The sequence below is a fragment of the Pseudoalteromonas sp. T1lg23B genome (genome assembly GCF_002964665.1).
Classification (GTDB): Bacteria; Pseudomonadota; Gammaproteobacteria; order Enterobacterales; family Alteromonadaceae; genus Pseudoalteromonas.
Genome location: NZ_PQBZ01000002.1, coordinates 26,627 through 46,491, shown reverse-complemented (window position 1 = coordinate 46,491; position 19,865 = coordinate 26,627). Strand labels below are relative to the sequence as shown.

Annotated in this window: 12 protein-coding genes; 6 read left to right on the top strand and 6 right to left on the bottom strand. The window is 45.2% G+C overall.

What is annotated here, in order from left to right; all coding sequences use genetic code 11:
• Window positions 1-268: 268 nt before the first annotated feature.
• Both C2M32_RS00485 and C2M32_RS00480 read right to left on the bottom strand, forming a co-directional pair.
• Entirely contained in the window at window positions 269-1,120 is an 852-nt protein-coding gene (locus C2M32_RS00485; protein WP_105166601.1) for a D-hexose-6-phosphate mutarotase, read from the bottom strand.
• Window positions 1,121-1,244: 124 nt separating this feature from the next.
• Window positions 1,245-3,203: a methyl-accepting chemotaxis protein gene (locus tag C2M32_RS00480; protein WP_105166600.1), complete on the bottom strand. Its 1,959-nt coding sequence runs from the start codon at window positions 3,201-3,203 to the stop codon at window positions 1,245-1,247.
• Window positions 3,204-3,390: 187 nt separating this feature from the next.
• On the opposite strand from C2M32_RS00480, the gene C2M32_RS00475 reads away from it, so the two are divergent.
• The 4 genes from C2M32_RS00475 to katG all read left to right on the top strand — a co-directional run bounded on the left by C2M32_RS00475 (window position 3,391) and on the right by katG (window position 7,985).
• Complete coding sequence (locus tag C2M32_RS00475; protein ID WP_105166599.1) at window positions 3,391-4,617, top strand: porin; 1,227 nt, start codon at window positions 3,391-3,393, stop codon at window positions 4,615-4,617.
• 130 nt (window positions 4,618-4,747) lie between these two features.
• Window positions 4,748-5,155: a YbaN family protein gene (locus tag C2M32_RS00470; protein ID WP_105166598.1), complete on the top strand. Its 408-nt coding sequence runs from the start codon at window positions 4,748-4,750 to the stop codon at window positions 5,153-5,155.
• Window positions 5,156-5,233: 78 nt separating this feature from the next.
• Window positions 5,234-5,614 (top strand): VOC family protein, encoded by a 381-nt coding sequence (locus tag C2M32_RS00465; RefSeq protein WP_105166597.1) that lies wholly within the window; start codon window positions 5,234-5,236, stop codon window positions 5,612-5,614.
• 160 nt (window positions 5,615-5,774) lie between these two features.
• Window positions 5,775-7,985: a catalase/peroxidase HPI gene (gene katG, locus C2M32_RS00460; protein WP_105166596.1), complete on the top strand. Its 2,211-nt coding sequence runs from the start codon at window positions 5,775-5,777 to the stop codon at window positions 7,983-7,985.
• A gap of 49 nt (window positions 7,986-8,034) precedes the next feature.
• Here katG and C2M32_RS00455 read toward each other — a convergent pair whose 3' ends face one another.
• Together C2M32_RS00455 and C2M32_RS00450 are read right to left on the bottom strand one after the other, a co-directional pair.
• Window positions 8,035-8,682, bottom strand: coding sequence for a histidine phosphatase family protein (locus C2M32_RS00455; RefSeq protein ID WP_105166595.1), 648 nt, complete (start codon window positions 8,680-8,682; stop codon window positions 8,035-8,037).
• A gap of 66 nt (window positions 8,683-8,748) precedes the next feature.
• A complete protein-coding gene (locus C2M32_RS00450) occupies window positions 8,749-9,570 on the bottom strand; it encodes a 3-deoxy-manno-octulosonate cytidylyltransferase family protein (RefSeq protein ID WP_105166594.1) in 822 nt (273 codons plus the stop codon).
• Between the two features lie 300 nt (window positions 9,571-9,870).
• Here C2M32_RS00450 and C2M32_RS00445 point away from each other — a divergent pair, with 300 nt between their 5' ends.
• Window positions 9,871-12,303: a TonB-dependent receptor gene (locus C2M32_RS00445; RefSeq protein WP_105166593.1), complete on the top strand. Its 2,433-nt coding sequence runs from the start codon at window positions 9,871-9,873 to the stop codon at window positions 12,301-12,303.
• Between the two features lie 236 nt (window positions 12,304-12,539).
• Here the strand turns inward: C2M32_RS00445 and C2M32_RS00435 are convergent, their stop codons facing one another.
• Window positions 12,540-13,640, bottom strand: coding sequence for a response regulator (locus C2M32_RS00435; protein WP_105166592.1), 1,101 nt, complete (start codon window positions 13,638-13,640; stop codon window positions 12,540-12,542).
• Window positions 13,641-13,654: 14 nt separating this feature from the next.
• Complete coding sequence (locus C2M32_RS00430; RefSeq protein ID WP_105166591.1) at window positions 13,655-18,121, bottom strand: two-component regulator propeller domain-containing protein; 4,467 nt, start codon at window positions 18,119-18,121, stop codon at window positions 13,655-13,657.
• A 193-nt stretch (window positions 18,122-18,314) separates the two neighbouring features.
• Between C2M32_RS00430 and C2M32_RS00425 the strand changes: the two genes are divergently transcribed.
• Complete coding sequence (locus C2M32_RS00425) at window positions 18,315-19,832, top strand: response regulator (RefSeq protein ID WP_105166590.1); 1,518 nt, start codon at window positions 18,315-18,317, stop codon at window positions 19,830-19,832.
• Window positions 19,833-19,865 lie beyond the last annotated feature (33 nt).

Genomic DNA, 19,865 nt, shown 5'->3' with positions numbered 1-19,865 from the left:
TATGCCAAATAATCAGCGTTAACTTGCCTGACACAGAAATAAAATTGTAAGTAATGATGACGACTATGCCATGTCATTCCCTATCACTGGGCACGGACCGCCTTGAATCGTATGAGAGTATAGCTTGTATAGACAACTTTAGTTATGTAACGAGAGAGTCAAAATTATGAAGACAATTGAAAGTATTAGGACTAAGCACTTACTGATAAAAACGCCATGCCACACGCTTAGTGAGCATACACTAAGCGCATGGCATGTATTAAAAAGGTCATAGCCAACGTATGATCGTCGCCAAGGTATGACTTTGCCCAGGCTCTACACACGCTTTATCTTCCAGCACGTTAGCCGCTTCTAAACACAACATAGTATGATATTCATCATCACGGAAATTAGTGAGCCGTTTAGATTTTTCTACCCAAGGGTTCCAAAGCACACAAGAAGTTGAGTTTTCTCTGGCCACTTCAATTACCCCTTCTGGAGTATGAATTGTTTGCACAGCTTTAGCTTGCGTATACACCATGTCTGTTTCACGCGTAAATGTAATCACATCATGTTGCGTAAACGGGCCTTCACCAAACTCGATATAACGCGCGCCCTGTAAACCATCCACTTGCGTTTGTTCAATCGCTGAAGTTGGAAAGTAAGTGTGCAACGCTTGGGATAAGGTAAATGGTTCTTTTCCTAAATTGGTGTTGGTCAAACGAACTTCAAGTTGCTCGGAAAACCTAAACTCCACTTCTAGTTTAGATTCATATGGCCAGAAGGTCTTGTCCACTGAGCGCATAGGCAACGATAAACGAACTAAAATATGGTCGCTGTGCTCATCTACACTCTCAGCACGCCAAAGTAGCTTGCGTGCCACGCCATGAATCGGCCAATCGACTTTTTCATGTACGCCAAACCAAGGCCAACAAATGGGAATACCACCACGAATTGCCTTTCCCTCTTGGTAATCTTCATCAGCCGACACCCAGATCAGACTGTGCTTGCCCTTTGGCGTAAACTCACTGAGTTGCGCCCCCTGTAAAAACACTTTGCCTGTGCATAACGGACTATCGACATTAATGTATTCAAGTCCACTTTCAGTATGTCGAATCGAAACTGATGCTGATAATTCCATATCTCACCTTGTTATTGAATTACTTACTGTCTGCTACATTACCGAATAAGTACCTTGAGAGTAAATAAATAACGGCCAAGATGAAGGATACTCATCATTGGCCATTATAGTGAGGTAAAGCTTGTCATACTTTAAATTGCCCTACCAAGCTTGTTAGCTTAGCAGACAACTGATTCATTTTTTCACCGCTTGTCGCAGCGTTATTAGCAACTTCTGTCACACTGTCCGCTGCATTTTTAATATCCACTACATTGCGGCTGATATCTTCAGCCACATGCTGTTGCTCCTCAGCGGCGGTCGCAATTTGCGTATTTACGTCGCTGATGGTTTGAATCGATTGAGTGATCTCTGAAAATTGAGTTTGTGCAGAGCGACTCAGCTCTACAGTTTGTTCAGTTGCACGTAAACTCTTACGCATATCTTGTGAAACTTGTTCGGTCATTTTGTGTAGTTTATCAAGTTGAGCCGCAATCTCTTCGGTGGACTCAGAGGTTCTTTGCGACAGGGCCCGCACTTCATCAGCCACCACAGCAAAACCACGACCATGCTCACCTGCACGAGCCGCCTCAATAGCGGCATTCAGCGCTAACAAATTGGTTTGCTCTGCAATGCCACGGATCACACTTAAAATAGACATGATATTTTCACTTTCACTATCCAATTGTGTGATATCTGAAGTCGCGCTGGTTATCACCGATGCAAGATCCGCTACGCTGGATACCGTTTTAGTGATCACCTCTCGCCCTAACAATGATGCACTTTGAGTTTGCGATGCAAGCTCGGCAGCGTTCGCACAACTGGCCGCCACTTCATTGGCTGTCGCAGCCATTTGGTTTATAGCGGTTGCGACCATTTCCAGTGCCTGTTGCTGTTGTACAGTAGATTCTGTTAGTTCTCCCGCTTGAGAGGAAGTAGCCTGAGCGGTTTGTGTCACTTGCTGCGCACACTGGTTAATTTGCGTAACCAATTGTGCAATAAGGTTTAAAAACAGATTAAAGCTATTGGCCAACTTACCTGTTTCATCTTTGGTCGCCACCTCTAATCGCTGCGTAAGATCGCCTCCCCCTTGCGAGATCACCGTTAGACCATCACTGACCTCGACAATGGGGCCAGATATCAGCCGAGCTATATAAGTAGACAAGGCCACAAACACGGCTATTAGTATCGCACTCAATGCGACGATAGTGATGGTCATGGTATTGGCTGACGCCATCACTTCGCGCTTTTGCACTAACCCAATAAATTTCCAGCCCAAGCGTTTTGAGGTATAAATATTCGCAAAAAACTCCTTACCATCCACGTTTGTGCTGTAGGTTCCTGAGTTATAATCTGCGAAGTCAGCAAAAGCGCTGCCAGATATCTCTGTTAAGGGTTTAAAGGTATGCTCTGCATTACTGGCATCCGCCAATACTGTGCCCGTGTTTTCAACTAACAATAAATAACCGGTCTCACCTAAGCGAATTTTCTTCACAATATCCGTTAAACCGCTGAGCGAAACATCCATTCCTTGCACACCAATCACACGTCCATTGTCCTTGATGGCTTTCACCGTCGAGACGATGACCATATCATCAGGTGCCCAATAATATGCGTCTGTTCTGGTTGTTTCGCCATTACTGTGCTCACCCGTTTGATACCAAGGCCGAGTACGAGGGTCATATCGAGCGTTGACTTCACCTTGCGGCCATTGAATATATCCACCTTCAACATTCCCCATATAAATGTATGAAATCCCGGGGTGAGTTTGACCAAATAGCTCAAACTGCTGATAGGCAGACTTTTCTATTTCGTGGTTTTGCATGGAGTTGAGCTGTGTTGCCGCGCTGGTATTTAAATATGTTTTAACCTGAGTACGCGCCGCTAGGATTTTTGGATGACTGGCAAGATAATCTACATTCTTCGCTATTTCGCCAAAAAACATGCTGATGCCGTTGTCAATTTGCAGCGCTTCTCGATTTGCCAATTGTGCAAAATTATCTAATGATGCTTGTCGAGTTTGCGAAATCATCAACCCTGCAATAATTAGCAGGGGTAACACAATCGCTGAAATAAAAGCCAGACGCAGCTTTTGCGAAATACTCATAACGCGACCATCCACATTTATCGTATAAAAAATATAGTTATCAAGTCACAATATGGTCAAGCTGATAGTTTCTAATAGTTTGAATTTATTTATAATCGTATCACTGTTTCTAATTTGAGGTATTTAGTTAGAATAGTCTACCCTATACATACAAGTAACTATCAAAGTAACTCAAAAGTGGGTAACCATGCATAAATTAACACCTCTTGTGCTCGCAATGGGCCTATTTCCAGCGCTATCTGAAGCAAATAACGCGGAAATAGAAAAGCTAAAACAGCAACTTGCTGATTTACAGAAACAAATACAGAAACTTGAAGCTAAGTCCGGCGAAAAAGAAGCAAAAAAAACTTCTGGAATAAAAGTGGGCGGCGCAGTACGGACCAACTTTAGCCATACTTCGTATAATGACGGCAACAAAAATCGTGGTGGTGATTTTGATTTCGATATTTTTAGGGTCAATTTCTCTGGCGATATAGGCGATGTTCAGCTGAATGCCGAAATTCGCTTTTTTGATTATATGAGCGCGGTTAAATATGCGTACGTAGGCTATGATTTTGCCAAAGACTGGCAGGTGCAAGCGGGTATTACCAAAGTGCCCTTTGGCAACTGGCCTTACAATTCACACAATTACTTCTTTAACACTACCTACTATATCGGCCTAGAAGACGACCATGATTTGGGCGTGTTGTTCAAGCGTAAGCTCAAAGACAATTGGCAGCTAGACATCGGCTTTTTCAAAAATGATGAACTAGGTGGGGTCGATGGCTATGTTGAAGACCGCAGCGACCGCTATTCGTATGACATAGTCGGATACCGTAATGCGGATGATGGCGTGTATGATGACCCAACTCAGCCATTAGGCGAATACAACACCTTAGCTGGGCGTTATGCGTATCACTTCAAGCACAAAGGTGGCACGACCGAAGTCGGCTTTTCCGGCCAAGCTGGCGGCTTGCACAACGGTATAGAAAAAGCGGGTGATTATCACTCATGGGCCGTGCACGTAAATAGCCACGTTGGCCCTTGGAACTTTCAGTTGCAACACGGTGAATACAGCTACGATATGGACGATGCGAGCATAGATCGCATGGCCGTTGGTGCTTATGCTTTTTATGACAGCATTGCAGCCGAAGCGATGACCTCAAACCTCAACGTCGCTTATAGCTTACCGGTAAAGTGGGGGGCCATCACGGGTCTGCAATTTTACAATGACTTTGGTATTATTTACGACAAATCGGACAATAGTGAAGACACTTGGATGAATGTCACGGGAGTGTCGGTTGCCGCAGGTGGTTTTTTCACTTACTTTGACTTTGTGAATGCGAAGAATCAACCATTCGTAGGCGGATCTATTGCCGGAGACAGTGATGATACTGAGCGACGTTTTAATATCAATATTGGCTACTATTTCTAGCACTTAAATCTTCTACAATAGTGTCAAAACGCATCAGTAGTGAGGCAATCACCGCTGATGCGATAAAAACTCGCAAACTTATTGCGCTGTGATAAGCTTTAAACATCAACCTCATGCAGTGAGCACAACTATGGCAAACAAAGTAACAGCGCTTTTCAATCGGTGTTTCTGGCTACATGTTGCTGGCATCAGTTTTGTTGGTTTAGGCTTTGTGGGTATTGTGCTTCCAGTGATGCCGACCACGGTATTTTTTATCCTTGCGCTGGCTTGTTTTACCCGCTCTAATCCTCGACTGGCCAATTGGCTGCTCAATCACAATAAGTTTGGTCCGACTTTGCAACAATGGCATGATTATCGAGTGATCCCTGTAAAGGGTAAATGTTACGCTGGCTTGGGAATGTTACTAGGGTTCATTATTCTCACCTATAATGCACCACCACTGTGGGTACTGATCTGTGTTGCCCTATGTGAACTGATGGTAATGGCCTACATTTGCTCTAAGCCATCACATCCACCAGCTGCCATCAATCCAAAATAAAGTCTTTCATTGACAAAGCATTGCTTATCTAACCGGCCCTTTTATACTGGCTAAATCAAGCTTTATGAAGGATAAGTCGTGAATTTGAATCAGATCACACTTGGCGTGCAAAATATAGAGCTCGCCACTGCGTTTTATCGTCAATTGGGTTTTTTGCAAATTGTTGATACGCCCCATTATGCTCGCTTTGAATGCCCAAATGGCGCAACCTTTTCACTCTCTCTTGAAGACAACATGCATCCTAATGGCAGCACCATTTATTTTGAGCATGAACAACTGGATGAATGGGTCGCTGAGCTCCAAAAAAACGGCATTTCCTTTGATAGTCTACCTGAAAACAAACGCTATTTATGGCGAGAAGCACAGCTACGTGACCCCAGCGGTAATCGAATCAAACTCTACTGGGCTGGAGATAACCGCCTCAACCCTCCATGGCGTGTGGAGCGTCGCGACGACTGACTAGGCCATGAAAAAAAGCGATGACTGCAATCGAGATAAGTCACTGTATTACGCCGAAGATCCGCTTTATAGTCTAAAATATAGTCAAAGCGCTTAGCTGAGTGCACACACAAGCTAAGTGCTTTGTCATTTTTAAACCTCAGTCAATAAGGTATAGAGCATGGATAAGAGCAACGAAAATGCAGCAGGTAAATGCCCAGTTATGCATGGTAGTAATACGCGTCTTGGAGACCAAAGAACCAAGAATACCGATTGGTGGCCCAATCAATTGAACTTAAGAATTCTTCACCAAAATGACAAAAAAGCGAACCCTTTGGGCGAAGGATTTGACTACGCAAAAGCCTTTAACCAACTTGACTTGTCCGCCGTAAAACAAGACCTACACGCAATGATGACTGATTCGAAATCATGGTGGCCTGCAGACTTTGGCCATTACGGACCCTTAATGATACGTATGGCGTGGCATGCTGCAGGCACCTACCGAACTGCGGATGGTCGAGGTGGCGCTGCAACAGGTAATCAACGTTTTGCCCCGCTCAATAGCTGGCCGGACAACGCCAACCTTGATAAAGCACGCCGCCTGCTTTGGCCCATAAAACAAAAATATGGTAATGGTCTTTCTTGGGCCGATCTATTTATCCTCGCAGGTAATGTCGCACTGGAGTCTATGGGGTTAAAAACTTTCGGCTTTGCCGGTGGGCGTGAAGATATTTGGGAACCAGAAGAAGATATTTATTGGGGGATTGAAAAGGAATGGTTAGATAACAGTCGCTATTATGGTGAACGGGACCTTGAGCACCCTTTAGCTGCCGTACAAATGGGCTTAATTTACGTGAACCCAGAGGGCCCCGATGGCCATCCAAACCCCGTGGCTTCTGGCAAAGATATCCGCGAAACTTTTAAACGTATGGCAATGGATGATGCGGAAACCGTTGCACTAACCGCAGGTGGCCACACATTTGGTAAGTGTCATGGCGCGGCACCTGACTCTCATGTTGGCCCCGAACCCGAGGCTGCCCCTGTAGAGCAAATGGGTTTTGGTTGGCGCAACCAGTACGGCTCAGGTAAAGGTGCAGATACCATTACCAGCGGTATTGAAGGCGCATGGACGCCAACCCCAACGCAATGGGATAACAGTTACTTTGATGTGCTACTGGGCTACGAGTGGACCTTGTCTAAGAGCCCTGCTGGTGCGCATCAATGGGTGCCTGTTGATTTGGCGCCACACCATCATGCCCCCGATGCCGAAGATGCCAATAAGCGAGTGGGAATTATGATGACCACTGCCGATATGGCAATGCGTGAAGATCCCCAGTACCGTGAGATCTCCAAATACTATCACAACAACCCTGAGGCATTTGCTGATGCGTTTGCCCGAGCGTGGTTTAAGCTCACACACCGCGATTTAGGACCGAAGTCACGTTATTTGGGACCGGAAGTTCCTGATGAAGATTTAATCTGGCAAGATCCTATTCCTGCTGTCGATCATGAACTGGTTGATCAACGCGATATCGACCACTTGAGTCTACAGATCCTAGCATCCGGATTGAGTGTCTCAGAACTGGTTTATACCGCTTGGTCATCCGCATCTACGTTTAGAGGCTCTGATTGCCGTGGTGGTGCTAACGGAGCAAGGTTGAGATTAGCCCCGCAGAATCAGTGGCTGGTAAATCAGCCGGAGCAACTGCACAAAGTACTGATGACCTTAAGTCAGATACAACAAAACTTTAATGACTCACAAACAGGTAACAAAGCCATTTCTCTTGCCGATATGATTGTGTTGGCAGGCGCCGCTGCAATTGAGAAGGCAGCCAAAGATGCCGGAGTTGATGCCGTGGTTCCCTTTACCCCTGGGCGCAGTGATGCCAGTGCTGAACAAACCGATGTAGAATCATTTGGCTTACTTGAGCCCATTGCAGATGGATTTAGAAACTATCAAAAAGATGAATACAGTGTCTCGGCTGAGGAGTTACTGATCGATAAAGCCCAACTACTCACCTTAACGGCACCAGAAATGACCGTGTTGATAGGTGGACTTCGCGTGTTAAATGCCAACTTTGAGCAACGTCCACATGGTGTATTAACCACGCGTCCAGGCACTTTGAACAATGACTTTTTTGTCAACTTGCTAGACATGGACACTGAATGGAGTCCAGTTGATAACAAAGCACAAACCTTTGTGGGCCGTTGTCGAGAAACAGGTCAACAAAAATGGCAAGCAACCCGAGTTGATCTGGTGTTTGGCTCAAATTCTCAACTTCGGGCTATCAGCGAAGTCTATGCCTGTGAAGATAATAAGATAAAATTTATACAAGACTTTATTTTGGCGTGGAACAAGGTGATGAACGCTGATCGTTTTGATATTCGCTAAACGAATTCTATTGTTACTTAAAGAGCACGACATATCGTGCTCTTTGTCTTTACTCTGATAATTTGGGCACCTTACCCCACGCAACACAGCGCCAGCCATCTTCCTGATTACTTTCATTTTCAAAGATACAAATCCCACCTGTGGGGACTTTGAGATTGCTCTCATTAAACTGATTATCTATCACATGACTAAAACGCATAATGCCGTTGCTACTGACCATTAACGTGGTTTTATCGCGCTGATGACGTAACATGGTCTGAGCAAATGATAACCACCCCTGACGCAGCTCTTCTGGGTCTACCAACCAACCGCTAGGGACTTCTCCATGACTGTTCCAACGAGCGATCACAGCTTTGCCCGCATCTAAGTTGCCATCACCCAAACGTAACATGACGTCATTCTCCGTCTTGTTTTCATCGGGCCCATAATCAATTTCATTTAAGAATTCCTCACTGCGAATATGCTCTGCCTGCAAACCTAACGCGGCACATATCAACTGGGCGGTTTGTTGATGACGCTTTAGTGGGCCCGCATAAACGGTATGAGGAATCCAACCATTTGCCAATAAATATTGGCCAACGGCTGTACCTTTTTTTGTTTCAACCAAATCAAGATCGGTACGAGCGCCAACCCTGGTGGGCGTATCTGTAGGTAAAAATGTATTGCCGTGTCTTACCACTATTAAGCGTGTTGTCATGGAAATATCCTGTTATCAAGGAGCACTTAATGCTCACTCCATATATCATTGCAAATACGTTTGCCGTTACGGGTTAAGTTTATACTCACCATCACTGGCAATAATAGCCTCAGCTCGCTGAATGTCTTCAGGACTGTCGACTCCACTCATGCCAGTACGACCCTGATAGCCGACCTTGACCATTTTAACGGCGATATTATTTTCCAAAAAGCGCATTTGCTCCAACCCCTCACAGTGCTCATAGGTACTTTCAGGCATAGCAAAATATGCTTCCAACGCTTTGGCTGTATAGCCATACAAGCCAATATGCCTTTTCACTGGTGACAGTGTGCTCGTTTGGCGCATCGACGCTTCCTTACGAATGGCTGGGATAATATTCTTGCTAAACGTCAGAGCAAGTTGCTCTGTGTTGATCTGTACGGTTGTGCCACTGAACGGGGTTACTTGCTTAACTTCTCTTAGTTTATCTAACTCTTGCCATGTTAGTTCCACATACGGCGTAAACACCTCGCCAACTTCACTGGCTTTGTATGACTCTATTAACGCACTGATAAACCAAGGTGGACACAACGGATTATCCCCTTGCAAGTTAACAATAAAATCTGGTTTTTCAGTGAGTTGTTGCAATACGTCAAAACAGCGTTCCGTGCCACTATTACATTGCTCTGATGTCATCAGATAGGGCACTTGATGTTGCTCACACAACTGGACTATTCGCCCATCATCGGTTGCAACCACATAGTCACACTCGCTTTGGGTTTCACACACATAACGCGCAATATCGGCAACGCGCAATAACATCTCTTTGCCTGCGATTTTCAACAATGGCTTCCCCGGCAAACGGGTGCTGCCATATCGGGCGGGGATCACTATGAGCGTTTTGTGCATGCAATAAGTCCTTAAATATATTCTGTGATACCCGTTGTTTAAGAAACAAGACACGGGACATTAGGCTCTATTATAGAACGTCTATCTACTCGCTTTAAAGGCCTGATCCCAACTCTACCACTATGCGACAGATTTTATTTATAAAACATCAGCTTCATGTAATAAAACGCGCGATTAAGTAAGTGTGCTGTTAACTTGGCTTTAATGACTCACAAAGGTCATTCATTCGACATGATTTCTGTTGCAATCTAAATGAGAACCATTAATATTCGCAACCTCGTTTTCTAGTCGGAATTTTTTATGCAGTCTTTTAACCTATCATTCATTACCCTAGCATGCTTGGCTGGGGCCACAGCACAAGCCGCTGAACAAAGCCGTTACGACAGCGAACCCACCGTGGAGCGCATCAGCGTCTATGGCAAACAAAATGATGTGGTTATGGACTCTGGACTGGCTACAAAATCGAACATGTCATTAATGGCAACCCCTGCGGCGGTCGTCATCATTGACGAAGCCATGATCAAAGCACAAGGTGCCAATAACTTACAGAACTTGGTTCGCAATATCAGTGGGGTCACGCATGCTGGCAACAACTATGGTATTGGTGACAACCTTGTTGTGCGAGGTTTAGGCGCAAACTATACCTACGATGGCATGTATGGCGGCGCGGGACTCGGCAACACTTTCAACCCAACCCGATCGTTGACTAATGTTGCATCTGTTGAGGTATTAAAAGGACCAGCCACTGGTTTATACGGCATGGGTAGCGCGGGTGGGGTTATTAACTTAATTGAGAAAAAACCTCAGTTTGAGCAGCACAATACCATGCACATTGAACTAGGCCAATGGCAAAGCTATGCCATGAGCTTGGACTCAACCAGCGGTATCACAGAGCAGTTAGCATATCGTTTTGTCGCCAAACATGAGCGTAGTGACGGCTTTCGAGCGCTAAACAATGACCGTGATGAGGCCTACTTGTCATTTCGCTATTTGCTTGACGACAAACAAGATTTAACGCTTGCCACCGCTTATATCAAAGATAGCATTGCCGTTGACTCGATTGGACACCCTATTCGTATCTACAATGCTGAATCTGTTGGTAACCAATCGGCAGGACAAGTCACTTGGGAGGATTTAATCAATGACCCTAACGGGGCGGGTATCCAATTGAGTGACGACCAGCGCAAGCAATTAGCAAGTTCATTGGCGGCAAATGATGGACTGACACCCTACTCATTTGGTCACGCTGGACTTATCTCCCCGATGGCCAGTGACAACCAAGGAGAAGAAGTACGCGTTAAGTTAACGCATACCCTTTATTTGACTGACAACCTGTTCTTAAATCAGCAACTTCAATACCGAGAGTATGACACTGGGTTTGCCCGTCAAACGGGCGCTTACAACTACGTTTATTGGAACCGCAACGGTACTATCAACGCCTCCCCTCGTGCGCCCTTAGTCCTAGATGGACAACTGTACCCTTTTGCAGCAAGACGTCAGGAATATCGTAAGGTCAGTGCAGACGAGCGTTCATGGCAATACTTCGCCGATCTGCGATATGACTTTAATTTTGCAGATATAAATCAAGAACTACTGATCAACGCCAACTATGAAGATCGTGATATTCGCTTCAAGCAATATTCCATTTATGATGCGGACAAAGTGATTAAAAATAAACAGGGTGAAGTGATATATCAGGGCACATTACCTTATATCTTAGATATTAGAACACCTAATTGGGCGCAGGGCAGCTTCGAGGATCATGACCCACTTAATACCGCCAACTACAATAAAACCGTCAGCGCTTGGGGCACTGGGGTACAGCATGTCGCCTATTTTAATAATGGCTTTACCACCCGTGTTGGTGTGGCATTTAACGAAATTAAGCAAAGCTACGAACATTTTGGTGTCGATGCTCGTTATCGCGCCAGTGCAGCACAGCCGACACCTGAACAAAACACCTCTGACAAAGGCGCCACTTACAATCTGGGTTTAACCTACATGCCAACCGATAACCTTTCGGTGTTTATCAACCATGCAAAAGGTCGAACAGCTTACGGCATTCTTGATAGCGTATCTGGCACGCAGCAAGACCGTGATGATTCTGAATCACTGAGTAATGATATTGGCTTACGCTTCAAAGCATTCGACGATCAGCTACTTGCATCACTGGTGGTGTTTGAGAGTGCCCGCACAAATCTACAATATAACAACCCTGATTATGACGATGCGGTGTCCGCTGCGGATGTGCCTCGCTATTTCTACAATGGTAAAGAGCAAACTAAAGGCGTTGAATTGGATTTAAATGCGCACCTAGATGAGCACTGGAAGCTCAATGTAAATGCCGTCTATCAAGATGCTCGTGATAAAACCAATCCAAACAATAAAACAACTTATAACAGCCGCCAAAAAGGTGTGCCGTATATTAGTGCTGGTACTTGGCTAAGCTACTCTCAGCAATGGGCTGCGTTGTCACACCCACTAGAATTCAGTGTTGGTGCAAATTATGTTGATAAACGAAGTACGCATTCAACATCATTCGGTATCCCTGACGGGTATGTCCCCAGTTACACGGTGTTTGACTCTGCATTGAGCTACGCGGCTGACAACTGGACTGTACAACTTAATCTAAACAACCTCTTTAACAAAAAGTACTACAGTAAAGCGATGTTCCTAGGTGGAATGCCAGGGGAAGAGCGTAACGTTAAACTCAGTTTTAGCATAAGCTTATAATGCTCTGTAGGCACAGTGCTGCTGAGCACCGTACCATGGGGCGTCGTGCAAACGTCGCCCCTCTTTTAGCGGCTATTCAGGTCGAACCCATTCGGGCCGAACCCATTCGGGTCGAACCCATTCGGGTCGAACCCATTCGGGTCGAACCCATTCGGGTCGAACCCATTCAGGTCGAACCCATTCAGGTCGAACCCATTCAGGCCGAACCCATTCAGGTCGAACCATATAACTAAGTGCTACTCACTCTCGTCGTCTTGACGCGTTACCTGCCATTGGCTCATGAGTTTTAGCATTAACTCACTCGCCGCATCAAAGTCGTATTCATCCAAAACATTACTCAATTTCAGCAAATAACCTTTGCAGCGTTCATCATGCATAATGCCCAGCAGCTCTTCCACAACATCCGCTGCATCGGTATCGCTGTCTTCTAACATGGTTGCTAAGCTTGCCAGTTTGTTGCTCACCTGTGCGGTATTGAGTGCTGTATTTAGCGTTTTGTCAGCAGCTTTATAATGAGGCTTTAATGCACGCAGGGCATGTTTAATACCGCTGATCAATGGTGCGATCTGTTGGCCCACTCGGTCAATATAGGGTCTCAGTTTTAATGTATGCTGCATACAGGCTTGTTCCAATTCAGCCGCAGCCCCCTGTAATTCATAGGCACCTATATTCCCTGCCAGCGCTTTTAGAGTATGCGCCCAATTCAATGCTAAGGCAGAAGCTGTGGGCTCGGCTTCTGATAGTTCTTCAACAGGGTATAAAGACATCATCTGTTCATACTCATCTAGCAGTGAATTTTGCTTATCAACAAAGCGTTTTAGCAGTTGTATATACAAGGCCAGATCACCACCTGTTATATGTAGTCCTTGCCTTGGATTTAAGCCATGAATATCAGTGAATACAGTGACATCCTGCTCACTTACCTTAATCGGTTTGGTGTCATGATTGACCGTGCTGGGCTTAACCCATTGCTGTATGGTGGAAACCATATGGGCAATATCAATCGGCTTAAAAATAATATCGTTCATACCACACGCTTTAACAGCATGCTGGTTATCTTTGGTCACACTTGCTGTCATGGCGATAATCGGTAGTTGCGCTAAGTTTGTTTGAGCACGTATTTGTCGCGTGGTCTCGTAGCCATCCATGTGCGGCATTTGACAATCCATCAGCACACCATCGAACGTGTGCGTTTGTAGTGTACTTAGTGCCTGTTTCCCATTGCCGGCGACTGTTACCTTAGCCCCCTGCTTAGTCAACAATGCGACTGCGAGCTCTTGATTTAATTCATTATCTTCTACAAGTAGCAGGCTGATCCCAGCGAGTGGTTGACTCATTGAATCCTCAGAATTCACAGGCTGTTCTGGTTTTTTTTCGCCGCATAACGTCTGCAAGTACGAATATAACGGGGTTGGGAAAATCGGTTTGCTAATAATATACTGTCGTCATCGTCTATTACTTGCTCTAAATGGTGTGTATCGTAAGGTGCCATCAAAGCGACCAAGCCACTGGGTTTATGCTCTTTGTACGAGGTAATGAGGTGCTGAGCCTGTTGGTCGACAAAAATTATATCGGTCTGCGCAAACTGTTCGAAAAGTTGCTCTGTTTGATTTGCACTGTAATAGTGTGTTTGTATGCCTGCATGGTGTAAGTATGTAGACAACACTCGACTTGCGTACTGATCATCATCAACGATGAGGGCATTTTTAATCGCTAAATGGGGCTTTGTTATCTGCTCATCTGTAAGGCATTGCAAAGACAAAGTAAAACAGAAAGTACTGCCTATCTCAGGCGTACTTTGACAGTCGATTTTACCTCCCATCAGTGTGACCAATTTCTGACTGATTGCCAAACCCAGTCCCGTACCACCGTATTTACGCGTAATGGATGAATCCGCCTGATTGAAAGACTCAAACACTCGCTGCTGTTGCTCGGTGGTCATGCCTATACCAGAATCAATGACAGCAATAGCCAGCGTCACCTGATCATCTAACTGTTGCTCAAGGGTGACATTAATCATGACTTGTCCATCTTGCTCGGTAAACTTGACTGCGTTGCTACCAAGATTGAGTAACACCTGACCGATGCGTAACGGGTCGCCCTGTAGCTTTTGGGGAATATGTGGGTCTAATGAAACATTGATCATCAGCCCTTTTTCTCTGGCCTTCATACTGAGTACATCAACGCAGTTTGAGAGTACTTCTTCAATGGAAAAAGGTACAAGTTCAATGTCTAGCTTGCCGGCTTCAATTTTAGAAAAGTCGAGAATGTCGTTAATAATGCCGAGTAAAGACTCGCCACTACGGTGAATTTTCTCAACGTAATTGCGCTGCTTACGATCCAGTTCGGTATCGAGAACCAAGTAACTCATGCCTATGATGGCATTCATCGGCGTACGAATTTCATGAGACATATTAGACAAGAAGTCGGACTTAGCCTGTGTGGCACTCTCTGCGGTTTCCTTGGCTTGCTTTAATGCCGCTTCTAATTGCTTCGCATCTGAGATATCCATATTGATACCAAAAATGCTCTTATTTTGGGCACTGGCATCATGTTGCATACTGCGGCCAATCGTTAAGATCCACTTCCACGTACCGTCAGCGGCACGCATACGATATTCACAACGAAACATAGAGGTTTGTTTTTTTAGATAGGCAATCAAGGTATCCTGTACGTGATCAAAGTCATCCGGATGGATCAAGGCACGCCAGCGAGCAACACTTTTGCCATATTTTTGCTCTAGTTCATCATCCAAATAACCCAGCATGGATGACCAAGTGCTGTTAGTCACTAAAATATCTTTATAACTATCCCACTCCCACATACCCGCATTCGCACCTTGCATGGCAAGCTCTAAGCGTTGTTCTGCATCTTTAAGTTCACTGTAAGACAGCGAATTGCCAAGCGCCACAGCCAAGTGATTCCCCACCACTCTTAGAATACTCAATTGAGCATCGCTATAGGCCTGCTCATCATTGGACTGTAGGGTAAAAATTCCCAGTACTTTGCCATCCACAATCAATGGCATACAAAATGCCGTTTGAGTTTTCGCACCATTTAGGCTGTCATCAGCCTGTAACCCATACCCCTGCCAACAGGCGTCGCTGTCTAGCAGCAACTCGGTGTTGTGCTTAATGCTATAGCTTTCTATCGTCTGTGCATCCTTAACAGACAGTTCCAATACGGATAGCGGACGGTCATTTTGCTGTGCAAAAATGAAGTCCACACATTTGCCCTTTTCGTGATAGACCCCGACGGCAAAGAAGTCACATGTTAATGTCGCGCGCAGATGCGTATATATCGTGTGGCAAATCGCGCGCATATCATGGCTTGCAGCCGCATCCTTACCCACTTCAGCCAGCACGACAATTTCCTGCGTTCGTTGCGCTACCCGTTGTTCCAAACGCATGCTGGCATTACTCAAGCGCCTAAAGCGTAACGTCACCGCAGCGCTGATGAATAGTAGCAACAACACCGGCAGAGAAATTTGAAACCATAGGGTTTGATACCAAGCAGGACTGCGTATTACTTTGATTGAAATACCCTGACGGTTCCATACTCCGTGGTTATTACTGCCTTGAATACGCAATTCATACTCACCCGGTGGTAAGTCTCGATAGGTGACGGTGTGATCAGTGGTAATATCACTCCAATCACTGTGGTATCCAACTAGCCAAGTGCGATATCGGTTGTCTAGGGTGGACTGATAATCCAGTGCTGAAAAATGTACACGTAAACTGTGGTTATCTGGCGTCATGACTATTGGCTGAGTAAAATCTCTCACGCTTTGTTCATCAATCCACGCCTGTGTAAACACAAGCTTAGGTATTTTCCGGTTTACTCCCACCTGCTCAGGCACAAAACGCGTGATACCATCGACTCTGCCGAACAAGATCTGCCCTTGGCTAGTTGTTTGTGATCGCGCAAGAAAGTGATTGTTCGCCAGACCATCGTGTACGGTAAAATGATGGAAGGCATGCGTTTGTGTATCTAGCTTGTATATACCACTTGAGGTAGCCAGCCATAGATACCCTTGTTTGTCTGCAATCATGGACTTAATAGCAAATGATGCCTCGGAAGCAGTGTTGGCATAGCGCATAAATTGCCGGCTTTTAAGGTCATAACTGGTTAGTCCGTTATTGGTTGCAAGCCATATTTTTGAATCATACTCCATCGCCTGATTGACATAATTGTCACTCAAACTGGCCTCATCACTATGTGCTATAAACTGTACAGATTCACGACCATTGGCTGTTACCCTAAACACGCCTTCACCATCAGTCCCTATCCAGGCTCGCTGTTCGCTGTCAATAAAGACGAAATTGGCATCCACATTTGGCACCAAGGTCGTGTATTGTTCACTGCCGATGCGCCAACGCGTCACAGCGTTTTGTCCAGACAGCGCCAACCATGCCCATCCCTGTTGATCAAAACTAATATCTTCGACAGAGTGACGAGGGTCGGACAGCCAAAACAAATCCACAGCATGAAGCTCTTTGCTTTGCTCATCAACACGGTACAAGCCAAAATTGGTGGCAGCAAAAAGTTGACCATATTGATTTCGAGCAAGCTTATGAACTCTTAGGCGGTAGTCACCAGTCAACACATCACGACCAACGAAAGGAGTAAATGTCTGTTTGCCATCAAAGTGCACCAAGCCTCGGCCGGTGCCCAGCCATACTCCCCCTTGGCGAGCCTCAGCCATACTTAAAACCTGCCTGAACAAGCCTGACAGCAAGTAATCTTGCAAGTAGTTTTGATGCGACGTAAACATGGGGGGATTTGGATATACCTTGATGATCCCAGAATAGCGCGTTGCGGCCCATAGCAAGCCGGTCTCATCAATCAAAACCTGACGCACATCACGGCTAGATAACAATGCCAGTTCCGAAACATGGGGTGTATTTACAAATCGTTGTTTAATAATTGAAAAACGATAAATTCCCGCAAAGGTTGATAAAATAATCTCCCCTTGATGGTGTAGCATTTTTGACACACTGGGTAGGCCACCTTCAGGTAAATCAAAAATTTTATACTGCCCAGTATCAACACTGAAAACCCCAAAGCTGCGCCGTGTGGCAACCCACATTCTACCTTGCGCATCAAAAGACACCTGCCTGACTTCATTGTGATCTAACTCACTAGAACTCATATCAAAACTCACAAATTGACCAGTCTGTCTGTCCAGCTTATGTAGGCCATGAGATGTTCCCAGCCAAATGGCTCCGCTCATATCTTCACTGATGCTCCAGACACGATTCTTCCCTGAAAAGTCCGGTGATTGCTCGTCAAAAAGAAAGCGTTTAAAGGTTCCTTGTTCGTCTACTAACTGATTCAGACCACCGCCATTTGTGCCAACCCACAAGGTGCCATCTTGGCTTTCAAACAATGTTTGTATTTTGTCAGACCCCAAAGAGTCTGCTTGCTCGGGATCATGGCGAAAATGCACAAATGACTGCTCACCTTGTAATAGGTTCAAGCCCCCACCCCAAGTGCCCGCCCACATCCGACCTTGGCTATCAAACAGAATGGTCGCCACACTGTTAGCAGATAACGAATCAGCCCGACTCGACTCATTTTTGTAGGTGACAAATTGATAGCCGTCATAACGCATGACGCCATCCGCACTGGCAAACCACATAAACCCTTGAGGGTCTCTGGCTACGGCATAGATTTGAGGGTTGGAAAGTCCGTTATAGGCCGAAATATGCTCAACTTTTAACTTACCACTGTCTGTAGCATGGGCTATATTCAAGCCAATAAACAACAGCAACACACCAAACATGATGGGCATTAAAAACAGTTGAGGAAGTTTCACACGACACTCCAGATTGGCTATGGTATTAAATTAAAAGTGTATTTTAGCTATCAGACCCGATGGCATTTGTTGCAGCTAAACCTAAATTATAACAGTAATTTCATAAAGCTAAGGATATTTACCCTTCATGGTGTATCTGATTATTCGTATGCTATTACTAATAGACCAACCTTGGATGATGTAGCGAGTATTTATGGCCTTTCACGCGAGTCCGCTAACAGTATTGATTGTAGAACCGTTTGAAGCGGTGAGGACAATGATAAGCAACGTTTTGAATGAAATTGGAAATATAAAAGTAATTCAAAGCTCTAATGGTAATGATGCTCTTGAAAAGCTTGCCTATAATGACGTCGGTTTGATCATCGGTGAATGGCAGTTACCAGGGCTCTCTGGTATTGAGTTTTTGACGCAAGTACGTACTACGCCTCGTACCGCGAAAATTCCCTTTTTAATGATGTCTTCAACGATTGAGCAGGCACATGTTGTCAGTGCAATACAATGCGGTGTCTCTGAGTTCGTAGTTAAGCCCTTTTCAAGTAAACAACTTAAAGCGCGTATTCAACGCGCTTTAAATCGACCCGTTCGCGCGTTTCAGGGTGATTCATCACTGATAACCGCGCCTGCTCAGGAAGAACAAATACAATTGCTGATTGTGGATGATGTTGCTGACAACATCAAAGTCATCAGCGATATTCTGCGTAGAGATTACAAAGTGCGCGCAGCGCTCAACGGTAAAAAAGCCTTACAGATCTGTGCAGCTGAACCGCAACCCGATATCGTTTTGTTGGACATCATGATGCCAGAAATGGATGGCCTAGAAGTGTGTCGTCGCCTCAAAGCCGATCCTAACACCCAGCACATCACCGTCATATTTCTAACCGCTTTAGAACAAACAGAACATGTGATTAAAGGGTTATCTTTGGGTGCGGTAGACTACATAACCAAGCCCGCCAACCCGGCAATCGTTAAATCCAGAGTGCAAGCGCACTGTCGTGGCATTGAGTCAAACCGCTTAATGCGCGCCCAAATCGATACAATGCTCGAAAATACCAGACTCAGAGATGAATTTGATCACCTGAACCAAAATGAGCTCGTCAAACCGCTGTCACATATGCAGTATTCTTGCGAGTTATTATCAACTCACTTACATCAGCCGGAAAAAGCCAAACACTATCTTGATGAAATTAAACACAGCTGTACACAGTTACAACTTCACCTTGATAGCGTGGCTGCGCTTGGCAAAATTGAGCGCAATGATTATCAACTTAACCCTCAGTCACATAACCTACAATGCGTCGTTGATGACGTGTTAGCTAGCCTAGCCAGCATGCTCAAACAGCAGCAGTTGAGTGTACATACCTCCATAGCCGCTGATCTGGAGTACCTCGGCGAATTAACGCTCACCCATACGTTGTTGAGCCATTTAATAAAAAATGCCCTTGAAGCTTCAAAAAACAGGCCTAGTATCAATGTCAACGCCAGTCAAAGTGAAGACCATGTAGTGATCACCATACATAACTCGGATACGATTCCAATACAGGTTCGAGAGCAGTTCTTTGACAAGTTCGTCAGTTTTGGCAAACCCGGAAGGTTGGGTATGGGTACTTACATCGCTAAATTGCTGGTTGAAGCACAAAATGGAACGGTGGCCTTTCGCACAGATGATAATCTAGGTACCGAAGTCTTTATCCACCTTCCATTGGGTAACTAGCCACTCAACCAGCCTTTGATGGCTCAGTAGGTC

Coding starts and splice junctions, on each gene's coding strand:
- C2M32_RS00485 (WP_105166601.1), bottom strand. CDS start 1,120: ATGGAATTATCAGCATCAGTTTCGATTCGACATACTGAAAGTGGACTT.
- C2M32_RS00480 (WP_105166600.1), bottom strand. CDS start 3,203: ATGAGTATTTCGCAAAAGCTGCGTCTGGCTTTTATTTCAGCGATTGTG.
- C2M32_RS00475 (WP_105166599.1), top strand. CDS start 3,391: ATGCATAAATTAACACCTCTTGTGCTCGCAATGGGCCTATTTCCAGCG.
- C2M32_RS00470 (WP_105166598.1), top strand. CDS start 4,748: ATGGCAAACAAAGTAACAGCGCTTTTCAATCGGTGTTTCTGGCTACAT.
- katG (WP_105166596.1), top strand. CDS start 5,775: ATGGATAAGAGCAACGAAAATGCAGCAGGTAAATGCCCAGTTATGCAT.
- C2M32_RS00455 (WP_105166595.1), bottom strand. CDS start 8,682: ATGACAACACGCTTAATAGTGGTAAGACACGGCAATACATTTTTACCT.
- C2M32_RS00450 (WP_105166594.1), bottom strand. CDS start 9,570: ATGCACAAAACGCTCATAGTGATCCCCGCCCGATATGGCAGCACCCGT.
- C2M32_RS00445 (WP_105166593.1), top strand. CDS start 9,871: ATGCAGTCTTTTAACCTATCATTCATTACCCTAGCATGCTTGGCTGGG.
- C2M32_RS00435 (WP_105166592.1), bottom strand. CDS start 13,640: ATGAGTCAACCACTCGCTGGGATCAGCCTGCTACTTGTAGAAGATAAT.
- C2M32_RS00425 (WP_105166590.1), top strand. CDS start 18,315: ATGGCCTTTCACGCGAGTCCGCTAACAGTATTGATTGTAGAACCGTTT.